Raw genomic sequence first — 20080 nt, 5'->3', positions numbered from 1 at the left:
CCCAACGCCGGCGCCGATCACCGCCGCCACCGCCCTATCCCATCGTCGGTATCTGCAAGCAGCTTGTGCACGGCGTTGCGCGCAGCGGCTGGGCGCTGCAGGCGGATGTTCTTTTCGATCGCCTCATGCAGCTTCTGCGCCTGGCGCTGATCGGCGACCTGCTGTGTCGTGAATGCGAAGAGATGGTCGAGCGCCGATTCGATCAGCACGCCGAGCGGCACCAGAAGGTCGTTGCCGGAAGCGCGCAGGATGGCCAGATGAAAGCGCGTATCGGCGCGGATACGCTCCTGCAGGCTCAAGGCCTCGCCCATGTCGCGGCAGGCCTGGCTGATTTCCGCCATTTGCTCGTCGCTGCGCCGCATGGCGGCAAAGGCCGACGCTTCCGGCTCGATGATATGACGAAACTCCTGCACGGTTCGCAGGAACGCCTCGCGGTCGGGCGCCGTCGCGTACCAGGCCAGAACGTCGCGGTCGAGCAGGTTCCAGCGCTCCTTCGGCTCGACCCAACTGCCGATCTTGGGGCGTGAGGCCAACAGGCTTTTCGCCATCAGCATCTTGATGGCTTCGCGCACCGCCGAACGGCTGACATTGAAGATCTCGGCCCATTTGGACTCGTTGGGCAGGATGGTGCCGGGCGGATAGTCGCCACGCACGATCCGCAGGCCAATCTCGCCGGCCAACGAGACATGGACGCTCGCCCCCGCAAAATGCGCGGCACCAGCCTTCCGCATGACAGCCGGACCGTGGCTCGCTTGTGCCTTGGTTAGGTCGGTTCGCTTGCTTGACTTCTCGTCCGGCATCCACGTTCCAATGCGTCGACCGTCTGTCGTCCGGACTGGTCCGAACCGTACGGGCGCCGATCTCGTTGCCGAAAAATCCAGATCACGGGCGCGGCAAAGCCGGAGCCGATTGCCCCAACTATTGCGTCCGTTCGGGAATTACCGCTTCCGTTCAGGAATGACGGGGCGCCCGCAACCGGGCGCCCCGAAATCGAGAACCTACTTCTGGATGCAGGTGTCGACCGTATCCTTGGTGCACTCGTCGAGGCCGGTGAACACCGGATCGGCGACCGCCTTGCCTTCGATCAGGTCGATCATCACCGACGGTGCCTTGTAGCCCATTTCGAACGGCCGCTGGCCGACCAGAGCCGTTACAAGGCCGTCACGAGCGATCGCCACTTCGTCGCCGATCGTGTCGGCGGCGCCGATGACGAAGTCGTTGCTGGCGATCCGGTCTTTGAGCGGCCCGAACAGATCGCGGTAGGGCTGCGGCGCGCCGAACAGCGGCCAGCCGCCCATGATGCCGAAGGCGTCCAGCTTGGGGTTGGCGGCGAGGATGTCGGTCATCGCCTGCACGCCCTTGGCGCCATCGTCATTGGTGAACACCGGGCAGCCGGGAACTTCGGTCCAACCACCTTCACCCGCAAGTGCGGCAAGGCCTTCCTTGCCCGACAGTGCGTCACGCATGCCTTGCGCACGGCGCAGGATGTTGTCGGCTGCCGGGTTGCCTTCGATGGTGCAGATCGTGCCACCATTCGGCTTGCCCTTCTTGATGTACTCGCCGATCTTCTTGCCCATCAGGTAATTGTCGGTACCGAGATAGGTCTTGCGAAGACCTGCGTCTTCCTTGCTGAGATCGGCATCGACCGTCATGATCGGGATCGTCGGATTGGCGCTCTTGATCGTCTGCGCGATCAGCGGCGCGTTGGACGGCGAGATCGCCATCGCGACCGTGTCGGCCTTGCTCAGCATGTCCTGGACGATCTGCGCCTCGCCGGCCTCGTCCGAAGTCGACGCCGGACCGGTGTAGAAGCATTCATACTCCGAGCTGGCGTTTTCCTTGTTCCATTTCTCGCAGCCCTGGTGGATGGCCTCGAAGAACGGATTGTCGAGACCTTTCACGACAATGACGAGCTGTTTCTTGGCCAAAGCCGGCCCGGCACCCAACGCCATTGCGGCGACGGCGGCGAGCAAAAGTGTTTTCCTCATGTCAGTCCTCCCTTGAAACAAACGGACACGGCGTGCCCGCCATACAGATCGACCGGATGCGTGATGACCGAGGGTCGTTTCGCGAGCGCTCGTGTCGCCAGGACAGATCGATAAGCATTTCCAGATTCGGCTTCAGATCAACTCACACACAGGTGCCGCTTGATCTTGGGCCGTCAAACCTCCGCCGATTCCGGCCGGCGAACCGCCAGCGGAGATCGGCATAATCTCCTCCGACGCTTAGCTAATATCGGCTTGGCGCCAACGTCAATGCTATTTGTCCTACAAAACGGATTTTTAAAATAGTCCTGGCCCAATTCGTCCGACAATTGATTGACGTGCGCCGGCTTTTGCGTAAAAGAACGCTAACGCCGTCTTCGGGAGGAGCCGGGGAGAGCGAGGCCAAAGCAGCGTCGGCATCCACGCCGGGAACAGCAGCAGGTCGCAAATCACGGGGAGGCAAAGGCTGGTGGCGGTTCTCGAACTCACCAACATCTCAAGGCATTTCGGCGCCATCCAGGCCGTCAACGACGTGTCGCTGTCGATCGAGCCCGGACAGGTGGTCGGCCTCATGGGCGACAACGGCGCCGGCAAGTCGACGCTGGTCAAGATGATCGCCGGCAATTTCCGCCCGAGCCATGGCACCATGCACATGGACGGCAAGGAATTGATCCTGCACAAGCCGGCGGAAGCCCGCCAGCACGGCATCGAGATCGTCCACCAGGACCTTGCGCTCTGCAACAATCTGACCGCCGCCGCCAACGTCTATCTCGGCCGCGAGTTGCGGCGCGGCGTCGGGCCGTTCCGCATCCTCGACTATGCCTCGATGTACAAGCGTGCCGGCCAGCTCTTCGCCGAATTGAAGTCCGAGACCCGTCCGCGCGATCTCGTCAAGCAGATGTCGGGTGGCCAGCGCCAAGCGGTGGCGATCGCCCGCACCATGCTGTCGCAGGCCAAGATCGTGCTGATGGACGAACCGACGGCCGCTATCTCGGTGCGCCAGGTCGCCGAAGTGCTGAACCTGATCCGCCATTTGCGCGATCAAGGCATTGCCGTCGTGCTGATCAGTCACCGAATGCCTGACGTCTTCACCGTCGCCGACCGCGTCATAGTCATGCGGCGCGGCCGCAAGGTCGCCGACAAGACGATTGCGTCGAGCTCGCCCGAGGAAGTCACCGGGCTGATCACCGGCGCCATCGAACAGGTTTGATTTCAGCGAATTTCACCACGCACAGCAGATGAAGGTCGACGATGGCACTGACAATTGACCAGCCGATCGAACACAAGCAGCAATCCCTGCCGGCAAGAGTGTTTGCCAGCCAGACCTTCTGGGTGGTGATCGCCGTTATCCTCGCCTGCGTGTTCCTGTCGTTTGCCACCGACGCGTTTGCCACGTCGAAGAACCTCTACAACATCACCCGCAACATCACCTTCGTCGCCATTATCGCGCTCGGCATGACCTTCGTCATCATCACCGGCGGCATCGACCTCTCGGTCGGCTCGGTGCTGTGCCTGTCGTCGATGATTTTGGCCGTCACGATGCATGCCGGCTACTCGATCGAGGTCGGCATCCTGGCCTCGATCGCCACCGCGCTCGCCATTGGCGCCTTCAACGGCGTGCTGATCGCCTATCTCGGCTTTCCACCCTTTGTGGTGACGCTCGGCATGCTGTCGATCGCCCGCAGCCTAGCCATGGTCGCCTCCAACAACACGGTCGTCTTCCAGTTCGGGCCGGACCACGCCAAGCTTCTGTCATTGGGCGGCGGCGCCTGGGTGTTCGGCATCGCCAATCCGGTGCTTTACATGATCCTTCTGGCGCTGATCACCGGCTTTATCCTGCGTTGGACGAAGTTCGGCCGCCACATCTTCGCCATTGGCGGCAACGAGCACGCGGCAACGCTGACCGGCGTTCCGGTGCGCCAGATCAAGGTTGCCGTCTACATGATCTCGGCGCTGTCGGCCGGCATTGCCGGCATCATCCAGACCGGCTGGCTGGGTGCCGTCACCACCAATCTCGGCACCGGCATGGAGCTGCAGGTGATCGCCGCAACCGTCATTGGCGGCGCCAATCTGGCTGGCGGCGTCGGCACCGCCTTTGGCGCCATCGTCGGTGCGGCCCTGATCGAGGTGATCCGCAACAGTCTCGGTCTGCTCGGCATCAATGCCTTCTGGCAAGGTGTGTTCATCGGCGGCGCCATCCTGCTGGCGGTGCTGTTCGACCGCATCCGCAATTTCCGCCGCAGCGACTAGAACCATGATCCCGAAAAGTGGAAACCGGTTTTCGGGCAAGATCATGGTCAAACAAAAGACGGTTTGATGGCCAACTCCCTGTTCAGCCTCGAGGGGCGGGTGGCGCTGGTGACTGGCTCCGGTCAAGGCATCGGCTTTGCGCTGGCTCGGGGCCTCGCCGGACACGGTGCAAGCATAGTGCTGAACGGTCGCGACACCGCCAGGATCGACAGCGCCGTCGAAAAGCTGCGCGATGTCGGCTTCAAGGCGCACGCCTCGGTATTCGACGTCACCGATTTTCAGGCGGTCAACGCGGACATTGCCCGCATCGAGGCCGAGATCGGCGCCATCGACATCCTCATCAACAATGCCGGCGTGCAGTTCCGCGCTCCGCTCGAGGACTTTCCCGAGGAGCAGTGGGAGCGCCTGTTCAAGACCAATGTGTCGGGCGCCTTCCATGTCGGCAAGGCGGTCGCCCGCCACATGATCCCGCGCGGCAAGGGCAAGATCATCAACATCGGCTCGGTGCAGAGCGAGCTGGCAAGGCCGAACATCGCACCATACACCGCGACCAAAGGCGCGATCCGCAACCTGACAAGGGGTATGTGCGCCGACTGGGCGAGATACGGCCTGCAGATCAATGCGATCGCACCCGGCTATTTCCGCACCGAGATGAACCAGGCGCTGGTCGACAATCCGGAATTTTCCGCCTGGCTGGAAAAGCGCACGCCCGCCGGGCGCTGGGGCAATGTCGACGAGTTGATCGGCGCCGCCGTGTTCCTTGCCTCCGACGCATCGTCTTTCGTCAACGGCCATACGCTGTATGTCGATGGCGGCATGACGGCTTCGGTTTGAAGGGCGTTCTTCCCTTGTGGGAGAAGAGGAAACCTATCGCTCAGTCTGAAAATCCGGCCGCATCGGCCGTCATTGGCCCTCGCCGCCCCCGCGCGTCTTGACGCGGCCCCGAACTCCGCCGCACAATCCCTGTTGCAGGCGAAGGGAGGCCAGTCGTCTGCGGGAGGATATACCCATGACGGAAGCGATCAGGCTCTACTGGGGCCGGTTCGGACATGTTTCTATCCTGAATGTCGCAAGCGACTTCGTCACTCATGCCCATGTCGAGGCCCATCTGATCATCTGGCTGGAAGGTACGGCCGGCGAAATGACCATCGGCCGCGAGACCGTCCGGCTTGGACCTGGAACGGCCGCCGGCATCAACTCCTTCCAGCCGCACAGCCATGTTCTGTCGCAAAACGGGACGCCCGGTCTGTTTCTCGCCTTCTACATCGATCCCGACTGGGCGCGGCGCCGCCGCGACCTGCCTTCGTCTGCGCCGCTGTTCTCACAAGCCGCGATCACGCTGGAACCGTGGCTGCATCAGGCCGCCGCCAATCTGCTCGACCACCTCAGCGACAATGAGAGCGTCGACGATATCGCCAATTACGAGATCGAGCGTTTCATCGATAGCGTGCTCGACGCCGCCGACGCCTCGGCGCCGCAGGAGGCCCGTGTCCGCATCAACACCATGCAGGATTTCCGTGTCCGCAAGGCAATCCAGCTGATGAAGGCCAATGTCTGCGAGCGCATCTGCTTCGACGACGTGGCGCGCAGCGTCGGCCTGTCGCGGCCGCATTTCTTCGCTTTGTTCAAGGAACAGACCAATCTGACGCCCAATGTCTACTGGAACACGCTGCGCATGGAGGAAGCGGTGCGGCAGCTGCAATGGTCGCGGGAGCCGCTGATCTCGGTCGCCTGCAATCTCGGCTTCACCACGCAGGGCAATTTCTCACGCTTTTTCCGCGACCATGTCGGCGTGCCGCCGACGCTCTACCGCGAGGCCGCGCGGGCGATTGCCTGAACCAACCGCCCTTTTTCAGACTCCTTGATAGGCGCTCAAGACGCATTGATAAGCGCCGCTGAAATGGCCGCCCTACCCTTGCATCGGATCGCTCTTGCAAGGGAACATTTGAATGGCCAAAGTCACCATATCCAGCGTCATCGACGCACCGGTCGAAAAGGTCTGGGCGCGCATACGCGACTTCAACGGACTGCCGGACTGGCATCCGCGCATGGTGGAAAGCCACATTGAAGACGGCCAGGACGCCACCACGATTGGCTGCGTGCGCAATTTCCAGCTCGCCAGCGGCGCCCGCCTGCGCGAAAAGCTGCTCGACTTTTCCGATCAGAATTTCCTGGTCAGCTACTCCATCCTGGAGACGCCGCAGCCGCTGACCAATCACAAGGCGACGCTTCAATTGCGGCGCGTGACCGATGGCGACCGCACCTACGCCGAATGGACCGCCAGCTTCGACGCCGCGCCCGAGGAGGCAGACAAGCTGGCCGACGGCATGGGCGCCAATGTCTTTCAGGGCGGCTTCAACGCCCTGAAAAGCCATTTCGCCGGCCAGAGCTGACAGGAGCCAAACCATGGCGCTGGCACTGCAGACCTTTGCAACGGTGAAAGACGCGAACGCGGCACTGAAAGCCCAGGGCACACGCTATCTCGGCGGCGGCACGCTGGTCGTCCGCGCGGCCAATGAGGGCGATGTCTCGGTTTCCGGCCTTATCAGGTCGACCGAGCCGTCTTTGTCCACCATCGCCGTTGCCGGTGGAAAAGCCCGTGTCGGCGCTTCGGTGACGATGGCGGCGATCGCCGGCCATCCGGAGCTCGGCACGCTCGCCAAGGCCGCCCGCGCCGTCGGTGGCCCGGCCATCCGCAACATGGCGACCGTCGGCGGCAATCTTTTTGCCCCGGCCCCCTATGGCGATTTCGCTGTTGCCCTGCTGGCACTCGATGCCACGGTCGGCACCGATGGCGGCGAAACGCCGATCGAGACTTTTCTGGCCAATCGGGACGGCAGCCGTGCCGTCGTCACTTCCGTGAGCTTCACGCTTCCGAAGGCCGACAGTTTCCGCTTCCTGAAAGTGTCGAGGGTCAAGCCCAAGGGCGTCTCGGTGCTCAGCATAGCCGGTGCTCTGGAACTGTCGTCGGATGGCACCGTGACCTCGGCGCGGATCGCGCTCGGCTGCATGGCGGATCGGCCAATGCGCGCCAGGGCGGCGGAAAAAGCGCTGATCGGCCGAAAGCTGACCGCTGACGGCATCGCGCCGGCCTTGGCCGCGGCCGGTGATGGCACCTCGCCCATCACCGACCCGATCGCCAGCGCCTGGTATCGCGCCGAAGTCTTGCCGGTTCATCTCGGCCGGTTGCTGCTCGCATAATTTCGTTCGGGGGCGCGCGTCTGTCCGCCGGTTCGGGCAGGCGCGCTGGGAGGAAAACATGGCAAAGGTTCCGGTTCAATTCACGCTCAACGGCTCGGAAAAGGCCGAATTCATCGACAGCGGCACGACGCTGCTTCAGGCCCTGCGCGACAAGATCGGCGACACCTCACCGAAAGGCGGCTGCCATCAAGGCACCTGCGGCGCCTGTTCGGTCATCATCGACGGCGAACTCAGGCTCTCCTGCCTGACGCTTGCCGAGACCTGCGATGGCGCCGTCATCAGCACGACTTCAGGGCTTTCGGAAAGCGGCGTGCTGCACCCGCTGCAGCGCGCCTTCCTCGACACGTTCGCCACGCAATGCGGCTTCTGCACCCCGGGCATGATCATGGCGGCCAAGGTGTTGCTCGACCATACGCCCAACCCCAGCCGCGACGAGGTGGTCGAGGCGCTGTCGGGCAACATCTGCCGCTGCACCGGCTACGAGCCGATCATCCAGGCGGTGCTGACCGCCGCCCGCGCCAATTCGCAGAACGCGGCCTGAGGGGTCCAAAGCAATGGAACTGCGCAAGAACTACTTCGCTGATATCCGCAAGGACGATCTGAACGAGATCGGCCAGCCCCGGCCGCGCTCGGATTCACCCGGCCATGTCACCGGCAAGACCGCCTTTTTCGCCGACCGCAATTTCCCTGGCATGCTGCACCTGAAGATGGTGCGCAGCCCGCATCACCATGCCCGCATCCGCTCGATCGACACCTCGGAAGCGGAAAAGCATCCGGGCGTGGTGAAGATTCTGACCGCCAAGGACGTGCCGCACAATGTCTACACCATCCTGATCCTGATCCAGGTCGGGCCGGAGGACGAGACGGTGCTTGCCGACGGCAAGGTGCGCTGGAAGGGCGAGGCCGTGGTGGCCGTGCTGGCCGAAACCGAGCGTGCCGCGCAGGAGGCCGCAGCCAAGGTCAAGGTCGACTATGAGGTGCTGCCGGCCGTCTTCGACATGGAAGAGGCGCTGAAGCCCGGCGCACCCCTGGTCAACGAATATCACGGCCAGAATTATTACCTCTATGACAGCGGCGAGTGCCGCAAGGTGCGCTTCGGCGATGTCGAGGCGGGCTTCGCCGGCGCCGACCACATCCTGGAGGAGAGCTACCAGTCCTCGCCGATCGAGCACGCGCCGACCGAGACCACCGGCTGCGTGGTGGCACCCGAGGGCAATGACCGCTTCACCTGCTACACCAACACGCAGGCGATGTTCTTCACGCTCGACAACACCTCGATCATCCTGCAGATGCCGGGCAGCAAACTGCATTTCGTCGGCGGCACCGTCGGCGGCGGTTTTGGCGGCAAGGTCGACGTCATCGTCGAGCCGATCGCCATCCTCGGCGCAAAATTAACAGGACGACCAGTCTGTTTTATCTACAGCCGCGAGGAGGAGATGCAGATCTCGTCGCCACGCGCCGCTGAAAAGGTCGTCATCAAGGACGGCGTCATGAAAGATGGCCGCATCGTCGCGCGCAAGGTCACCGGCTACACGGATGCCGGCGCCTATTCGCGCCACTCGCCCTATGGCGCGCAGAAGGGTGCGGGGCACTATCCCGGCCCCTACACCATCCCGAACGTCTGGATCGACACCTACTGCGTCTACACCAACCGCACGCCCTCCTCCGCCATGCGCGGCTTCGGCGTCACCATCGGCGACTTCGCGCTGGAGGTGCAGATGGACAAACTGGCGCGGCTGATCGGCATGGATCCGCTCGAATTCCGCTTCATCAACGCCTATCGCGACGGCGACATGAAAGCGCATCGCCAGCCGACCGAGGGCGCGGCGCTGATCGAATGCATGCAGGAAGCCTCGCGCGCAGCCAACTGGCCGGTGGCGGAGAAATACATGGCCATGTCGTCTTACGTGAAGGGAGCTTGAGATGGCGATCAGGCGTGGACGCGGCGTTGCCGCGATCAACTATCCCACCGGCATGAACCTCGGCGGCGACCCGACGCAGGCGCTGGTGCATTCGACGCCGACCGGCAATTTCATGGTGACGCTTTCCAGCGTCGATCTCGGTCAGGGCATGAAGCAGATCATGGCGCAGATCTGCGCCGAGACGATCGGCGTGCCGACCGACCGTGTCGTCGTCGACACCGCCGACACCGACACCGGCCCGCACTGCATGGGCACATTCGCCTCGCGCGGCACCCACCGCGCCGGCAACGCCGTCATCCAGGCGGCAAGGGAAGCGCGCCAGGTGATGCTGGAAGTGGCCGCCGAGGAGTTGGAGGTCAACGCCTCCGACCTCGAGACCGATGGACAGGGCAACATCCTGGTCAAAGGCGCACCGCAAAAGTCGATCTCGATCTTCGATGTCGCGCTGTCGGCGCATTTCAAGCGTGGCCGCTCGATCTCCGGCCGCGGCATGTTCCTGATCCCGCGCTCCTATCCCGAGAAGGAAACCGGCGCGATGAAGCCGTCGACCTGTTATGCCCATGCCTGCACGGTGGCCGAGGTCGAGGTCGACGACGAGACCGGCGAGGTTACCGTGCTGACGGTGAAGAACGTCTTCGAGATCGGCCGCGCGCTGAACCCAAAGATGGTCGAACAGCAGCTGGTTGGCGGCTCCTGGATGGGCATCAGCCATGCGCTCTATGAGACAACCGAGCCCTATTATCCCAACCGCGACCATGGCGGCACCGACTTCAACCAGTATCTGATGCCCGGCCCCGGCGATCTCGCCGAGACCGAGATCATCGTTCTGGAGCGGCCTTCGGCGGACGGACCATACGGCGCCAAGGGGCCGGGCGAAATGTGCGCCAACCCGCAGATCCCGGCCGTCGCCAATGCCGTCTTCGACGCCGTCGGCGTGCGCATCGACACTCTGCCGATCACGCCGGAGCGCATCCTGCGCGCGCTGAAGGCGCAAACGGCGAATTGAGGGCTGGAATGACAGGGACAAGCGCCGAGACTGTCGCGACCTCGCCGGAGGCGGTGGCGCAGCACCTGGCCGCCTCGCGCTACCTTGCCGACGAGAGCCTTTCGACCGCGATCTTCCTGGCAATCCGGCTGGGCAAGCCGCTGCTGCTCGAAGGCGCGCCGGGCGTAGGCAAGACGGAGGCGGCGAAGGCGATCGCCGCGCTGCTCGGCCGTGATCTGGTGCGGCTGCAATGCTATGAAGGCATCGATGCCGCGCATGCGCTCTACGAATGGAACTACCAGCGCCAACTGCTCGCCATCCGCCATGCCGGCGAGCATGAGATCGACATCTACGACGACCGTTTCCTGATCGCCCGGCCGCTGCTGCAGGTGCTGAAGGCGCCCGAGCAGCGCGTGCTGCTGGTCGACGAGATCGACCGCTCGGACCACGAATTCGAAGCGCTGCTTTTGGAATTCCTCTCCGACTTCCAGATCAGCATTCCCGAGCGCGGCACCATCCGCGCCACGGCACAGCCGATCGTCATCCTGACCTCGAACCGCACCCGGGAACTGGCCGAAGCACTGCGCCGCCGCTGCGTATACCACTGGATCGGCTATCCCGACGCCGAGCGCGAGGCCGCCATCATCATGCTGCGCGCCGGCGATGTAGCGCAAGCCACCGCACGCGCGGTGGCGGCGGCCGTGCAGACCATTCGCGCCCGCCCGCTCGCCAAGCCGCCCGGCATTGCCGAGGCGGTCGAATGGGCCAACGCCGCGACCATCCTGGAAAAAGGCGGCAGCCCGTGGCCGGAAGCCTTCCGCCGCGCCATCGGCGTGCTGATCAAGGACGAGGAGGATCTCTCCTACATCGAGCCCGAGCTTGGCCGGATTGTCGAGGAGGCGCTGGCGTGAGCCGAGACCTCAACGGCACGTTCTCCCCGTTCATTCCGCAACGCTGGCGGGACAGCACCCCCCTCTGTCCTGCCGGACATCTCCCCCTCAAGGGGGGAGATTGGCTGTCATTCCGGCTTTCGACAATCTCCAGCGTCGCAGAACGGAGCGAAGCATCGAAGCTGCTGATCTCCCCCCTTGCGGGGGAGATGTCCGGCAGGACAGAGGGGGGCGCCACGCAATGATGCGGGAAACAAGCTTACCCCGCGCGGCAGCGCCCTTGCTCAGCTTCGCCCGGTTGCTGCGCCGCTACGGCTTCGCCATAGCGCCCGAGCAGGTCTCCAGCTTCATGCAGGCCGTGACATTGCTCGGGCCGCGCTCGATGGCAGACATCCGCGAGGCGGCGCTCGCGACGCTGGCGCCGCCGCCCGACCGCCACGACGAATTCGAAGCGCATTTCCAGAGCCACTTTTATGGCAACACATCCGCCGTGGTGGAAGGCGACGCCGACGAGGAAACCCGCATCAAGGATGATGGCGGCGCCGACGACGAACGGATCGAAGCCGAACAAACCCAAGAGGGCGGCGAGCTGTCCTCGGCACTGGAGCAGTTGAGCAGCCGCGACTTCCAGCGTGACGATGACCGCCTTGCCGCTTTCCGCCGCAAACTCGCTTCAGCCTTGCCCGCCCGCCGCTCCTTCCGCACCGTACGCACGCATTCGCGCGGCAAGCTCGATCTGCGCCGGTCGCTGCGGGAAATCGTCAGCGCCGATGGCGACGTGCCCTCGCCGCTGCTGCGCCGCCGCCAGACCGTCCCCCGAAAGCTGCTGCTGCTGATCGACGTGTCCGGCTCGATGAAGCTGCACACGTCGGATTACCTCAAGCTGGCGCATGCCGCCGTGCAAGGCGCGGACCGCGCCGAGATCTTCACCTTCGGCACGCGGCTGACCCGCATCACCACGGCATTGCGCATCCGCGACCGCGATCAGGCATTGGCGCGCGCGGCCGCGCAGGTTGACGATTGGGACGGCGGCACCCGCATGGGGCCGACGCTGCTCGCCTTCCTCTCGGTGCCGCGCTTCTCGTCGTTTGCACGCGGTGCCACGGTCGTGATCCTGTCCGACGCGCTGGAGCGCGGCGATCATGGCGAGTTGGAGACAGCCATGCGACGGCTGAGCGCCCGCGCTTTCCGACTGTCGCTGGCCACACCCTTGGCCGGCGATCCGCGCTTCCGGCCGGCAACGGCGGCACTGCGCGCCATCCTGCCGGTGCTGGACGACCTCGTCGACGGCTCGTCGGTGAAAGGCCTCACCGATTTCATCCTGTCGCTCGCCCGCCCTGCTCCGGCGGCGGCGACAATCTGGAGGAGGGTTTCATGATGCAGAAAACCATCGACGCGCATTTCCACATCTGGCGCCAAAAGGACCAGCCCTGGCTGGTCGGGCCGATGGTGCCGCGTATTTTTGGTCCCTACGAGCCGATCCGCCGCGACTATCCGATCGAGGAGTTTCTCGAAGACCAGAAGGGGTCGGGCGTCGAGAAGGCCGTCTATGTCCAGACCAACTGGGCCAAGGAGGATTTCGAGAAGGAAGTCGCCTTCCTGCAGAAGACATCCGACGAAACCGGCTGGCCGCATGCCATCGTCGGCTACACCGACATGACCGTCGACGATATCAGGCCCCAGATCGATCGCTTGAAGAAATATCCGCTGCTGCGCGGCGTGCGCATGCAGCTGCATTGGCACGAGACACCGGCCTTCCGTTTCGCCGCCTCGGCCGACCAGGTGATCGACCCGAAGGTGCGCGCCAATGTGGCGCGGCTCAAGGACTATGGCCTGTCCTTCGACCTGCAGCTTTTCCCCGCCCAGATGAAGGACGGGCTGACGCTGGTCGGCGAGAACCCCGAAACGAATTTCATCCTCACCCATGCCGGCATGCTGACCGGCATGGAACCGGACACCACCGAAGCCTGGAAAGAAGGCCTGCGCACGCTGTCGGCGGCGCCCAATTTCTACGCCAAGCTGTCCGGCCTCGGCACCTTCGTCCACCGCAACGACCCGGCGCTGATCGCCTATATCGTCGACAACGCGATCGACATCCTCGGCGCCGACCATCTGATGTTCGGCTCGAACTTCCCGATCGAGAAGCTGTGGACCAGCCACGCCGAGCTGATCAGGGCGCACCGCGATGCGGTGGCCAGGCATGGTGCGGCGGCGGAGGCGGATATTTTCTGGAACACGGCGGAGAAGGTTTACCGGCCGGTGTGACGCTTCACTTCACCTCAAACTGTGGATCGACCGGGATCTGCATCGCCGTCACCAGATGGTTGGTCTGCCCAGCCAATCCGATGATCGACACCAGCTCGCCATGCTGCGCATCGGTCATGCCTTTGGCGCGGGCCGCCGCCGTGTGCGAGTGGACGCAGTAAGAGCAGCCATTGGCGGTCGAGACAGCGATGTAGATCATCTCCTTTGTCAGCGGATCGATGGCGCTGTCGGCCACCATCACCACCTTCAACTGTTCCCAGATCCGCTTCAGCGAAGGAGGATCATTGGCCAGACCGCGCCAGAAATTGTTGACGAAATCGGATTTGCGCGTCGCACGGATGTCGTCGAACACGGCTTTTACGGCGGGGATCTTTTCGACCTCGGCATCGGTCAGGAGTCTTGTGGTGGCCATGGTGGTGGTCCTTTCGCTTCGATCGATGAACTGGTTCGTTGAATCAAGTTTCGAGCAAAGGCGGCTAACCAGCTTCTTTGACTCAGTTTTTGCCCGCAATAGCGTTGAAGATTAGCCGAGGCACCTAAACTTCGTCATCCACGGGCGAAGCAGGCGCGAAGCGCCGTCGCGGAGACCCTGGGATCCATTCCGTGACCTTAGCCGAAGAGTGCAGCGGAGCAGAATTCTGCACCGCAGCAGCGCCATGGAGTCCCGGCATGGATCCCTTGGGCTGCGGAGCAGCTCCAGGGGTCTGCGCCGCGTCGCTACGCTCCTTGCTTCGCCCGTGGATGACGAAGGGATGGACGTGCGCGCCAATTATCGACGTACGCACCGGCCAGAACCCTAATGCACGGCCGCATACATGATCTTCTCCTCCGTAGCCTCCGCCGGCGAAAACTCCTCGACGATACGCCCTTGCCGGCAAACCAAAATCCGGTCCGACAAATTCATGATCTCCGGCAGGTAGGACGAGATGACGACGACGGCCAGGCCCTCGTCGGCCAGCCGGTTGATGATCTGGTGGATCTCGGCGATCGCGCCGACATCGACGCCGCGCGTCGGCTCGTCGAAGATGACGATGCGCGGCTGCTGCACCAACCCCTTGCCGATCACCACCTTCTGCTGGTTGCCGCCGGACAGTTCGACCACCCGCGCATTGTCGTTGATCGCCTTGATGTTCAGCGTCTTCGTCCATTCGGCTGACAGTGCGCGCATTTCCTGCGCATTGATCACCCAGGCCTTTTCCCGGCCCGCCGCCAGCAGTCCGCCGAACAGGTTTTCGGCAATGCCCATCGTCTCGAAGATGCCTTCGCTCTTGCGGTCCTCGGTGACGTAGACGATGCCGTCCGCCACCGCTTCGCTTGGTACGAGATAGCGCACGGGCTTGTCGTCCAGCTCGATGGCGCCGCCGCGCAGGAAATCGCGCTTGTAAATGCCGGAAACGATCTTGAATGTCTCGGTGCGGCCGGAGCCGATCAGCCCGAACACGCCAGTGATCTGGCCCTCGAAGATCGAAAAGGATGTGTTGCGCACGACATTGCTCATCGAGATGTCCTGCACCGACAGCACCTTCCGGCCCGCCTTGCGCAGCTTTGCCTCGTCACGCTGGCGGTAGATCTGCCCCGACAAAGTGCGCCCGACCATAGCGGCGACGATCCGGTCGCGGTCGAAGGCTGACGTGTCGTCGGTGATGACAAGCTCGCCGTCGCGCAGAATGGTGATGCGGTCGGCAATATCAAGCGCTTCTTCCAATGCATGGCTGATGAAGACGATCGACACGCCGCTCGCCTTCAGCCGGCGGATCAACGCGAAGAAGTGCCGCTTTTCTTCCGGCGTCAGCGTCGCCGTCGGCTCGTCGAAGATGATGATCTCGGCATTGTGGTGCACCGCGCGCGCGATCTCCACCATCTGCCGCTTGGCAGCACCCAGCGTCGCCACCATCGCGTTCGGGTCGACGGGAAAGTTCAGCGATTGCAGGAATTGCTGCGCCGAAATGTAGGTGCCGCGCAGCCGGTTGAGGAACTTTTCGGTGCCGAGATAAAGGTTCTGCGCCACCGTCATCGACGGCACCAGGCTCGTCTCCTGGAACACCATCGCGATGCCGGCTTCAAGCGCTGCGTGCGGCGAGGCGTAGGCGATCTCTTGTCCCTTGTGGAACATCTTGCCTGAAGTGGCGTCGACCACCCCAGCGATGATCTTGGTCAGCGTCGATTTTCCCGCGCCATTTTCGCCGAGCAGCGCATGGATCTCACCCTTGCGCAGGTCGAAGCTGACATTCTTCACCGCGGGCACGCCGCGGTAGTTCTTGGTGACATTCTCCAGACGGACGATCGGTTCCATCAGAAACCTCCCGTGGCGACGGAAAGGATGCAGTCGCCCCCTTTGGAGGCGACGAACAGAAGGCCGTCTTTTTCCGCAACACTGCAGATGCCGTGGCGCGTGCCGTTGGCGCGGCTGTGCAGGCTGAATTGCGGCTGCATCTTCTGGTCGAGCCTGACCACCAGCCCGTAGGAGCGGCTCGGCGACCATGGCTTGTGGATGCCCATGGTGCGGATGCCGCCGCATTGCAGCGGCTCGAGGAAGCTGCGGCTGGAGGCCAGCGCCGGCGCGATCCAGTAGGCGGGCGGCACCTGGCTCAGCATGTCCTGACGGTAATGCGTTTCCTGCAGCACGAATTCGATCAGCCGGTTGCGCGGCGCAAACAAGGTCAGCCAGGCGCCACCATCGGCGGACGGCGATAGCCGCGCGGGATAGCCGGGCAGATGCGTCAGCGCCGTGGCGCGATTGCCGTCTGCGCTGAAGCGCACCAACTGATGGCGCCAGCTCTCGCTGACCAGCACATCCCTGCCGACGGGGTGCAGGCCATAGGGAAAGGCAATGTCGCCGGCGAGTTTGCGGAAATCACCGCCCGCGGCGTCTCGCTTCCAAAGCGAACCGGACGCGCCCTTCCTCATCAGATCGGCGGCCCATTGCGACGGCGCATGCTCGGCCGAGCCGTTGGCCAGCCACAGCGTGCCGTCATCCGCATAGGCAAGTGCGGTGATGCAGCTGAGGTCAGCCGGCAGCGAAACCTCCTCGCCTGATACCAGCAGCTTGCCGCTCTCCAGCCCGACCGTCAGTTCGCCGGATCGCGACAGCGCCAGCGCCGTGACCGGAGACGGAAAGGTTTCGACAACCCTGGGCTCGGTTCCGGCAGCAATCGAATAGATTGCGTTGCCGCTGGAGGCCAGCAGCCTGCCATCGGCAACCAGCAGATTGTCCGGCTCGGTCAGCTCAGTAAAAGCCAGCGCGTCATCCAGCAATGTGTTGGGTCGGAAAGCGCCATCGAGCGGCGGGATGGTCACCGCCTTGCCGCGAAACAGGTCCAGCACAGGATCGAGGATCATGGCTTTGCTCCCCAATAGGAAGCGGGGCTGGTCCAGTTCGGGTCTGCGCCTGAAATCTTGTAGCGGCCGATGCGGTTGTTGAGGATGCCGCCGACGAACAGATATCCCTTGTGCTCGCGCATCGAGGTGACCATCGGGTGCGCGCCACCCGTGAGATCGCCCATCGCCTCGACGATGCCGCCCTTTTCGTTGAATTTCACCACGCCGCCGGTGTTGATGTTGGGGAACAGCCATTCGTCCTGCGGCAAGCGGCGCGTCATGCGCTTGCGCATATCGGGGTGGCGCAGCGACAGGTCGAAGCTCGGCGTGCGCATGCCAAGCCACGCCATCCAGTAATTGCCGTCGGAGGCGCGGTTGATGTTGTCGGGGTAGCCCGGCATGTCGCGGATGACACACTCGGCGGTACCGGCCTTCGGCCCCTCCAGCCAGTAGCGGTGCACGCGGCAGGCCCAGCTTTCGGCGAAGAACAGCGACTTGCCGTCGTGCGCCATGCACACACCATTGGTGTAGCGATAGCCGTCGAGCAGCGTCTTCGTCGAACCGTCCTTCGGCTCATAGACCAGCAGCCGGCCGGTGGCGCGGTTCTCGATCGAGTCCAGCGCCCAGTCATGGGCGTCGTAGCGCTTGGTCGAGTCGGTGAAATAGATGCGGCCGTCGGGTGCGATGTCGCAGTCGTTGGGGTCACGCAGCCGCGCATCGTCGACGATCGAGGTCCAGGAGCGCGACGTTTCGGCCGACAGGCGTTTGACCTCCCGATCCGGCGAGACGGAGTAAAGCCCCATGGCGCCGACGCAGCTGATCAGATTGCCCGATTTGTCGAAGGCGAGGCCGAGCGGAAAGCCGCCGATATGGGCAAACACTTCCGATTTGACATAGTCCGGCGCGAAGAAGCGGACGATCTCGCCATGGCGCGTGCCGCAATAGAGATTGTCGTCGCGGTCGAGGATGACGTCTTCTGGCCCCTCCAGTTCGCCAAGCCCGATATGGTCGGCTGCCGACAGCCTGTTATCAAGCTCGTAGGGCGTGCCCGAGCCGGGTGCGGCCGACTGCGTTTCGCCCATTCTGAGATAGACAGGCGCGACATAGACCTCGTTGAGCACCTTGTGGCGGTTCTTCAGCCAGCGAATGTCAATGGTCACCGCCACCGCCAGCATGATGCCCAGCACCATCTGGTTGGTGCCGGTGCCGTAGCCCAGCCGGATCAGGCCGTTGGTCATGGTCAGCACGATGATGGCGCCCATCAGGCCCTTGATCACCGAGCCGCGCCCGCCGCCGAGGCTGACGCCGCCGACCACCGCCGCCGTCAGCGCCATGATCTCGAGGTTGAGGCCCGTGCCCGGCCCTGCCCCGCTCAGCCGGCAGGCGATGAGGAAGCCGCCGATCGAGGCGCAGAAGCCGGAGAAGACGTAGGTCATGAACACGGTGCGGCGCACGCGGATGCCGGCATTGTGCGCCGAGCGCCTGGAACCGCCGACCGCCAGCACATGCCAGCCCGGCCGCGAACGGGTCAGCGCGATGTGGGTGACGATCGCCAGGATGATTGCCAGCCACACCGAGACGGACAGCCCCCAGAAGGTGCTGTCGCCGATGAAGTCGAGCACATCCGATGTGGCGGTCGAGAGCTGTACGTCGGCGGCATAGGTGGTGACCAGGATGTCGAACAGCGCCCGGCCGAAGATGAAGGTGACCAGCGTGGTCAGAAAGGCGCGCAGCCTGAGATAGCCGACGAGGTAGCCGTTGATGGCGCCGAAGATGAGACCGGTGGCCAGCGACGCAGCCAGCGCCAGCCAGATCGACTGTTCGAGGATGAAGAAAACATAGACGGCGGAAAAGCAGGACAGCGCGAAGATCGAGCCGACCGACAGGTCGATGCCGCCACCCAGCATCACCACCGTCATGCCGGTGACGACCATCGAGAACTCGCCAAGCTGGCGGGTCGATTCCTGCAGCGCCGTCAGCTTGAAGAAGCCGGGAATGATCGAACCGAAGGTTGCCAGCGTCGCCACCAGCGCCAGGAACGGAATGGCGTTGTCGGTCCAGCGTTTGGTCAGGATCTCGCCGACGACATGGTCGGGCACGAGATTGTAGCGCCAGGACTGGAGGCGTTCGCGAAAGGACATCGGCAGCTGCTATTCCATGAGAAAGAGGTGGCCGGGCAATCCGGCCACCTCGTTGATCGGTGTTGGCAAGGATCGGCTTATTTCGCAGCCGCTTGCGCCTGCAGCGCCTTCAGGTCCCAGCAGCTGTCGGGCTTCAGGTCGGCCTTGGTCGTCGCCTTTTCCAGCGTGTAGATGTAGGTGTGCGAGGTGCCGGCCGGCTGGCCGCTCTGCAGCAGGAACTTGATGATCGCGTTCATGTCGCCCGACTGGCGAGCAAGATCGGTCATCACCACGGCGCCATAGGTGCCGTCCTGCAGCTTGTCGCAATCGGCCGCCTTCTCGCCACCGCCCGTGGTGACCAGGAACACCTTGCCGTCGAGCTTGGCGTCGCGGATCGCGGCGGCCGCGCCGGTGGCGTCACCATCCCAGAAATCGATGATGGCGCAGATGTCCGGGTTCTGCTGCAGCATCGTCGTCGTCACGTTGCGCGAGGTCGTCGCGTCCCAGTTGGAGTCGGGCTTGGCCACCACCTTGAAGTCGGGGTTCTTTTCCAGCACCTTCATGATGCCGGCATACTGGTAAAGGCTGGAGGAGTTGGCCTGGTCACCCTGCACAAGGCCGATCTTCTTCGAGGAGTTCGGGCCGCAGCCCTTGATCGCCGCTTCGGCCTCGAGCTGGCCAAGCCGGTCCCAGTCACTGCCGATAAAGGCGTCGGCCGGGAAGTTGGCGGGATTGTCGACCAGGATGACGTAGGTGCCGGCGGCCTGCGCCTTCTTCATCAGCTTGGAATAGGAGTTGAGGTCCGGCGCATGGATGATCAGCACATCCGGCCTGGTGTCCGACGAGATGGCGTCGGTGATCGCCTGCGCGCCGGCGTCGACGACCCAGTTCGGATCGCGCGTCTCGAACACGCCGCCCCACGCCTCGACTTCGGTCTTCAGATAATGCGCCCAGCCCTGCGCCAGGTCGAAGCCCATCGCCAGCGGCACCAGCATGACGCGCTTGCCTTTGAGCGCCTGTGCGTAAGCCGCCGGGCCGGGATCGTCGGCGGCGAAGGTGGGCGCCACGAATGCGGTGACGGCAAGCGCCGTGGCAGCTGCCATGAGTGTTCTGATCAGTTTCATGTCACATCCTCTGGTTTGGT

Annotated in this window: 19 protein-coding genes; 12 read left to right on the top strand and 7 right to left on the bottom strand. The window is 63.7% G+C overall.

Features of this window, described 5'->3' with window-relative positions:
• Positions 1–17 precede the first annotated feature (17 nt).
• The gene (locus EOA19_RS09690) at positions 18–800 is read right to left on the bottom strand and encodes a FadR/GntR family transcriptional regulator (protein WP_023813243.1); all 783 of its coding nucleotides are present in this window, start codon (positions 798–800) and stop codon (positions 18–20) included.
• Positions 801–998: 198 nt separating this feature from the next.
• Positions 999–1988, bottom strand: coding sequence for a sugar-binding protein (locus EOA19_RS09685; RefSeq protein ID WP_023813244.1), 990 nt, complete (start codon positions 1986–1988; stop codon positions 999–1001).
• A gap of 466 nt (positions 1989–2454) precedes the next feature.
• Here EOA19_RS09685 and EOA19_RS09680 point away from each other — a divergent pair, with 466 nt between their 5' ends.
• The 12 genes from EOA19_RS09680 (at position 2455) to EOA19_RS09620 (ending at position 13498) form a co-directional block, all read left to right on the top strand.
• Entirely contained in the window at positions 2455–3195 is a 741-nt protein-coding gene (locus tag EOA19_RS09680) for an ATP-binding cassette domain-containing protein (protein WP_013530854.1), read from the top strand.
• Between the two features lie 41 nt (positions 3196–3236).
• Positions 3237–4235: an ABC transporter permease gene (locus EOA19_RS09675; protein ID WP_023813245.1), complete on the top strand. Its 999-nt coding sequence runs from the start codon at positions 3237–3239 to the stop codon at positions 4233–4235.
• A gap of 66 nt (positions 4236–4301) precedes the next feature.
• Positions 4302–5069, top strand: a complete 768-nt coding sequence (locus tag EOA19_RS09670) for an SDR family oxidoreductase (RefSeq protein WP_023813246.1) — start codon at positions 4302–4304, stop codon at positions 5067–5069.
• 175 nt (positions 5070–5244) lie between these two features.
• Positions 5245–6072: an AraC family transcriptional regulator gene (locus EOA19_RS09665; protein ID WP_127266791.1), complete on the top strand. Its 828-nt coding sequence runs from the start codon at positions 5245–5247 to the stop codon at positions 6070–6072.
• 112 nt (positions 6073–6184) lie between these two features.
• The gene (locus tag EOA19_RS09660; RefSeq protein WP_128303426.1) at positions 6185–6628 is read left to right on the top strand and encodes an SRPBCC family protein; all 444 of its coding nucleotides are present in this window, start codon (positions 6185–6187) and stop codon (positions 6626–6628) included.
• A 13-nt stretch (positions 6629–6641) separates the two neighbouring features.
• Positions 6642–7436, top strand: coding sequence for an FAD binding domain-containing protein (locus EOA19_RS09655; RefSeq protein ID WP_023813249.1), 795 nt, complete (start codon positions 6642–6644; stop codon positions 7434–7436).
• Between the two features lie 58 nt (positions 7437–7494).
• Positions 7495–7977 carry a (2Fe-2S)-binding protein gene (locus EOA19_RS09650; protein ID WP_023813250.1) on the top strand — a complete coding sequence of 161 codons (483 nt, stop codon included), beginning with the start codon at positions 7495–7497 and terminating at the stop codon, positions 7975–7977.
• 13 nt (positions 7978–7990) lie between these two features.
• Positions 7991–9358, top strand: coding sequence for a xanthine dehydrogenase family protein molybdopterin-binding subunit (locus EOA19_RS36385; RefSeq protein WP_128303425.1), 1368 nt, complete (start codon positions 7991–7993; stop codon positions 9356–9358).
• A gap of 1 nt (position 9359) precedes the next feature.
• Positions 9360–10364 carry a molybdopterin cofactor-binding domain-containing protein gene (locus EOA19_RS36380; RefSeq protein ID WP_127295450.1) on the top strand — a complete coding sequence of 335 codons (1005 nt, stop codon included), beginning with the start codon at positions 9360–9362 and terminating at the stop codon, positions 10362–10364.
• Positions 10365–10372: 8 nt separating this feature from the next.
• Positions 10373–11254 carry a MoxR family ATPase gene (locus tag EOA19_RS09635; protein WP_127295448.1) on the top strand — a complete coding sequence of 294 codons (882 nt, stop codon included), beginning with the start codon at positions 10373–10375 and terminating at the stop codon, positions 11252–11254.
• 220 nt (positions 11255–11474) lie between these two features.
• On the top strand, positions 11475–12611 hold the full coding sequence (locus tag EOA19_RS09625) for a VWA domain-containing protein (protein WP_128303424.1): 1137 nt from the start codon (positions 11475–11477) through the stop codon (positions 12609–12611).
• Positions 12611–13498 carry an amidohydrolase gene (locus tag EOA19_RS09620; RefSeq protein ID WP_164892900.1) on the top strand — a complete coding sequence of 296 codons (888 nt, stop codon included), beginning with the start codon at positions 12611–12613 and terminating at the stop codon, positions 13496–13498. The genes EOA19_RS09625 and EOA19_RS09620 overlap by 1 nt, the downstream gene beginning before the upstream one ends.
• 4 nt (positions 13499–13502) lie before the next feature.
• On the opposite strand, the gene EOA19_RS09615 is transcribed toward EOA19_RS09620, so the two are convergent.
• The 5 genes from EOA19_RS09615 to EOA19_RS09595 form a co-directional block, all read right to left on the bottom strand.
• Entirely contained in the window at positions 13503–13910 is a 408-nt protein-coding gene (locus EOA19_RS09615) for a carboxymuconolactone decarboxylase family protein (protein ID WP_128303422.1), read from the bottom strand.
• Between the two features lie 384 nt (positions 13911–14294).
• Positions 14295–15791, bottom strand: a complete 1497-nt coding sequence (locus EOA19_RS09610; RefSeq protein ID WP_128303421.1) for a sugar ABC transporter ATP-binding protein — start codon at positions 15789–15791, stop codon at positions 14295–14297.
• Positions 15791–16837, bottom strand: a complete 1047-nt coding sequence (locus EOA19_RS09605) for a hypothetical protein (RefSeq protein ID WP_023814018.1) — start codon at positions 16835–16837, stop codon at positions 15791–15793. The genes EOA19_RS09610 and EOA19_RS09605 overlap by 1 nt, the downstream gene beginning before the upstream one ends.
• On the bottom strand, positions 16834–18957 hold the full coding sequence (locus EOA19_RS09600; RefSeq protein WP_023814019.1) for an SMP-30/gluconolactonase/LRE family protein: 2124 nt from the start codon (positions 18955–18957) through the stop codon (positions 16834–16836). The genes EOA19_RS09605 and EOA19_RS09600 overlap by 4 nt, the downstream gene beginning before the upstream one ends.
• Positions 18958–19034: 77 nt before the next feature.
• A complete protein-coding gene (locus EOA19_RS09595; protein WP_128303420.1) occupies positions 19035–20060 on the bottom strand; it encodes a sugar ABC transporter substrate-binding protein in 1026 nt (341 codons plus the stop codon).
• Positions 20061–20080 lie beyond the last annotated feature (20 nt).

The sequence above is a fragment of the Mesorhizobium sp. M7A.F.Ca.US.010.02.1.1 genome, from assembly GCF_004023085.1.
GTDB lineage: Bacteria > Pseudomonadota > Alphaproteobacteria > Rhizobiales > Rhizobiaceae > Mesorhizobium.
The sequence above is the reverse complement of the archived record's forward strand: the minus strand, read 5'-3'. Positions and strand labels throughout refer to the sequence as shown.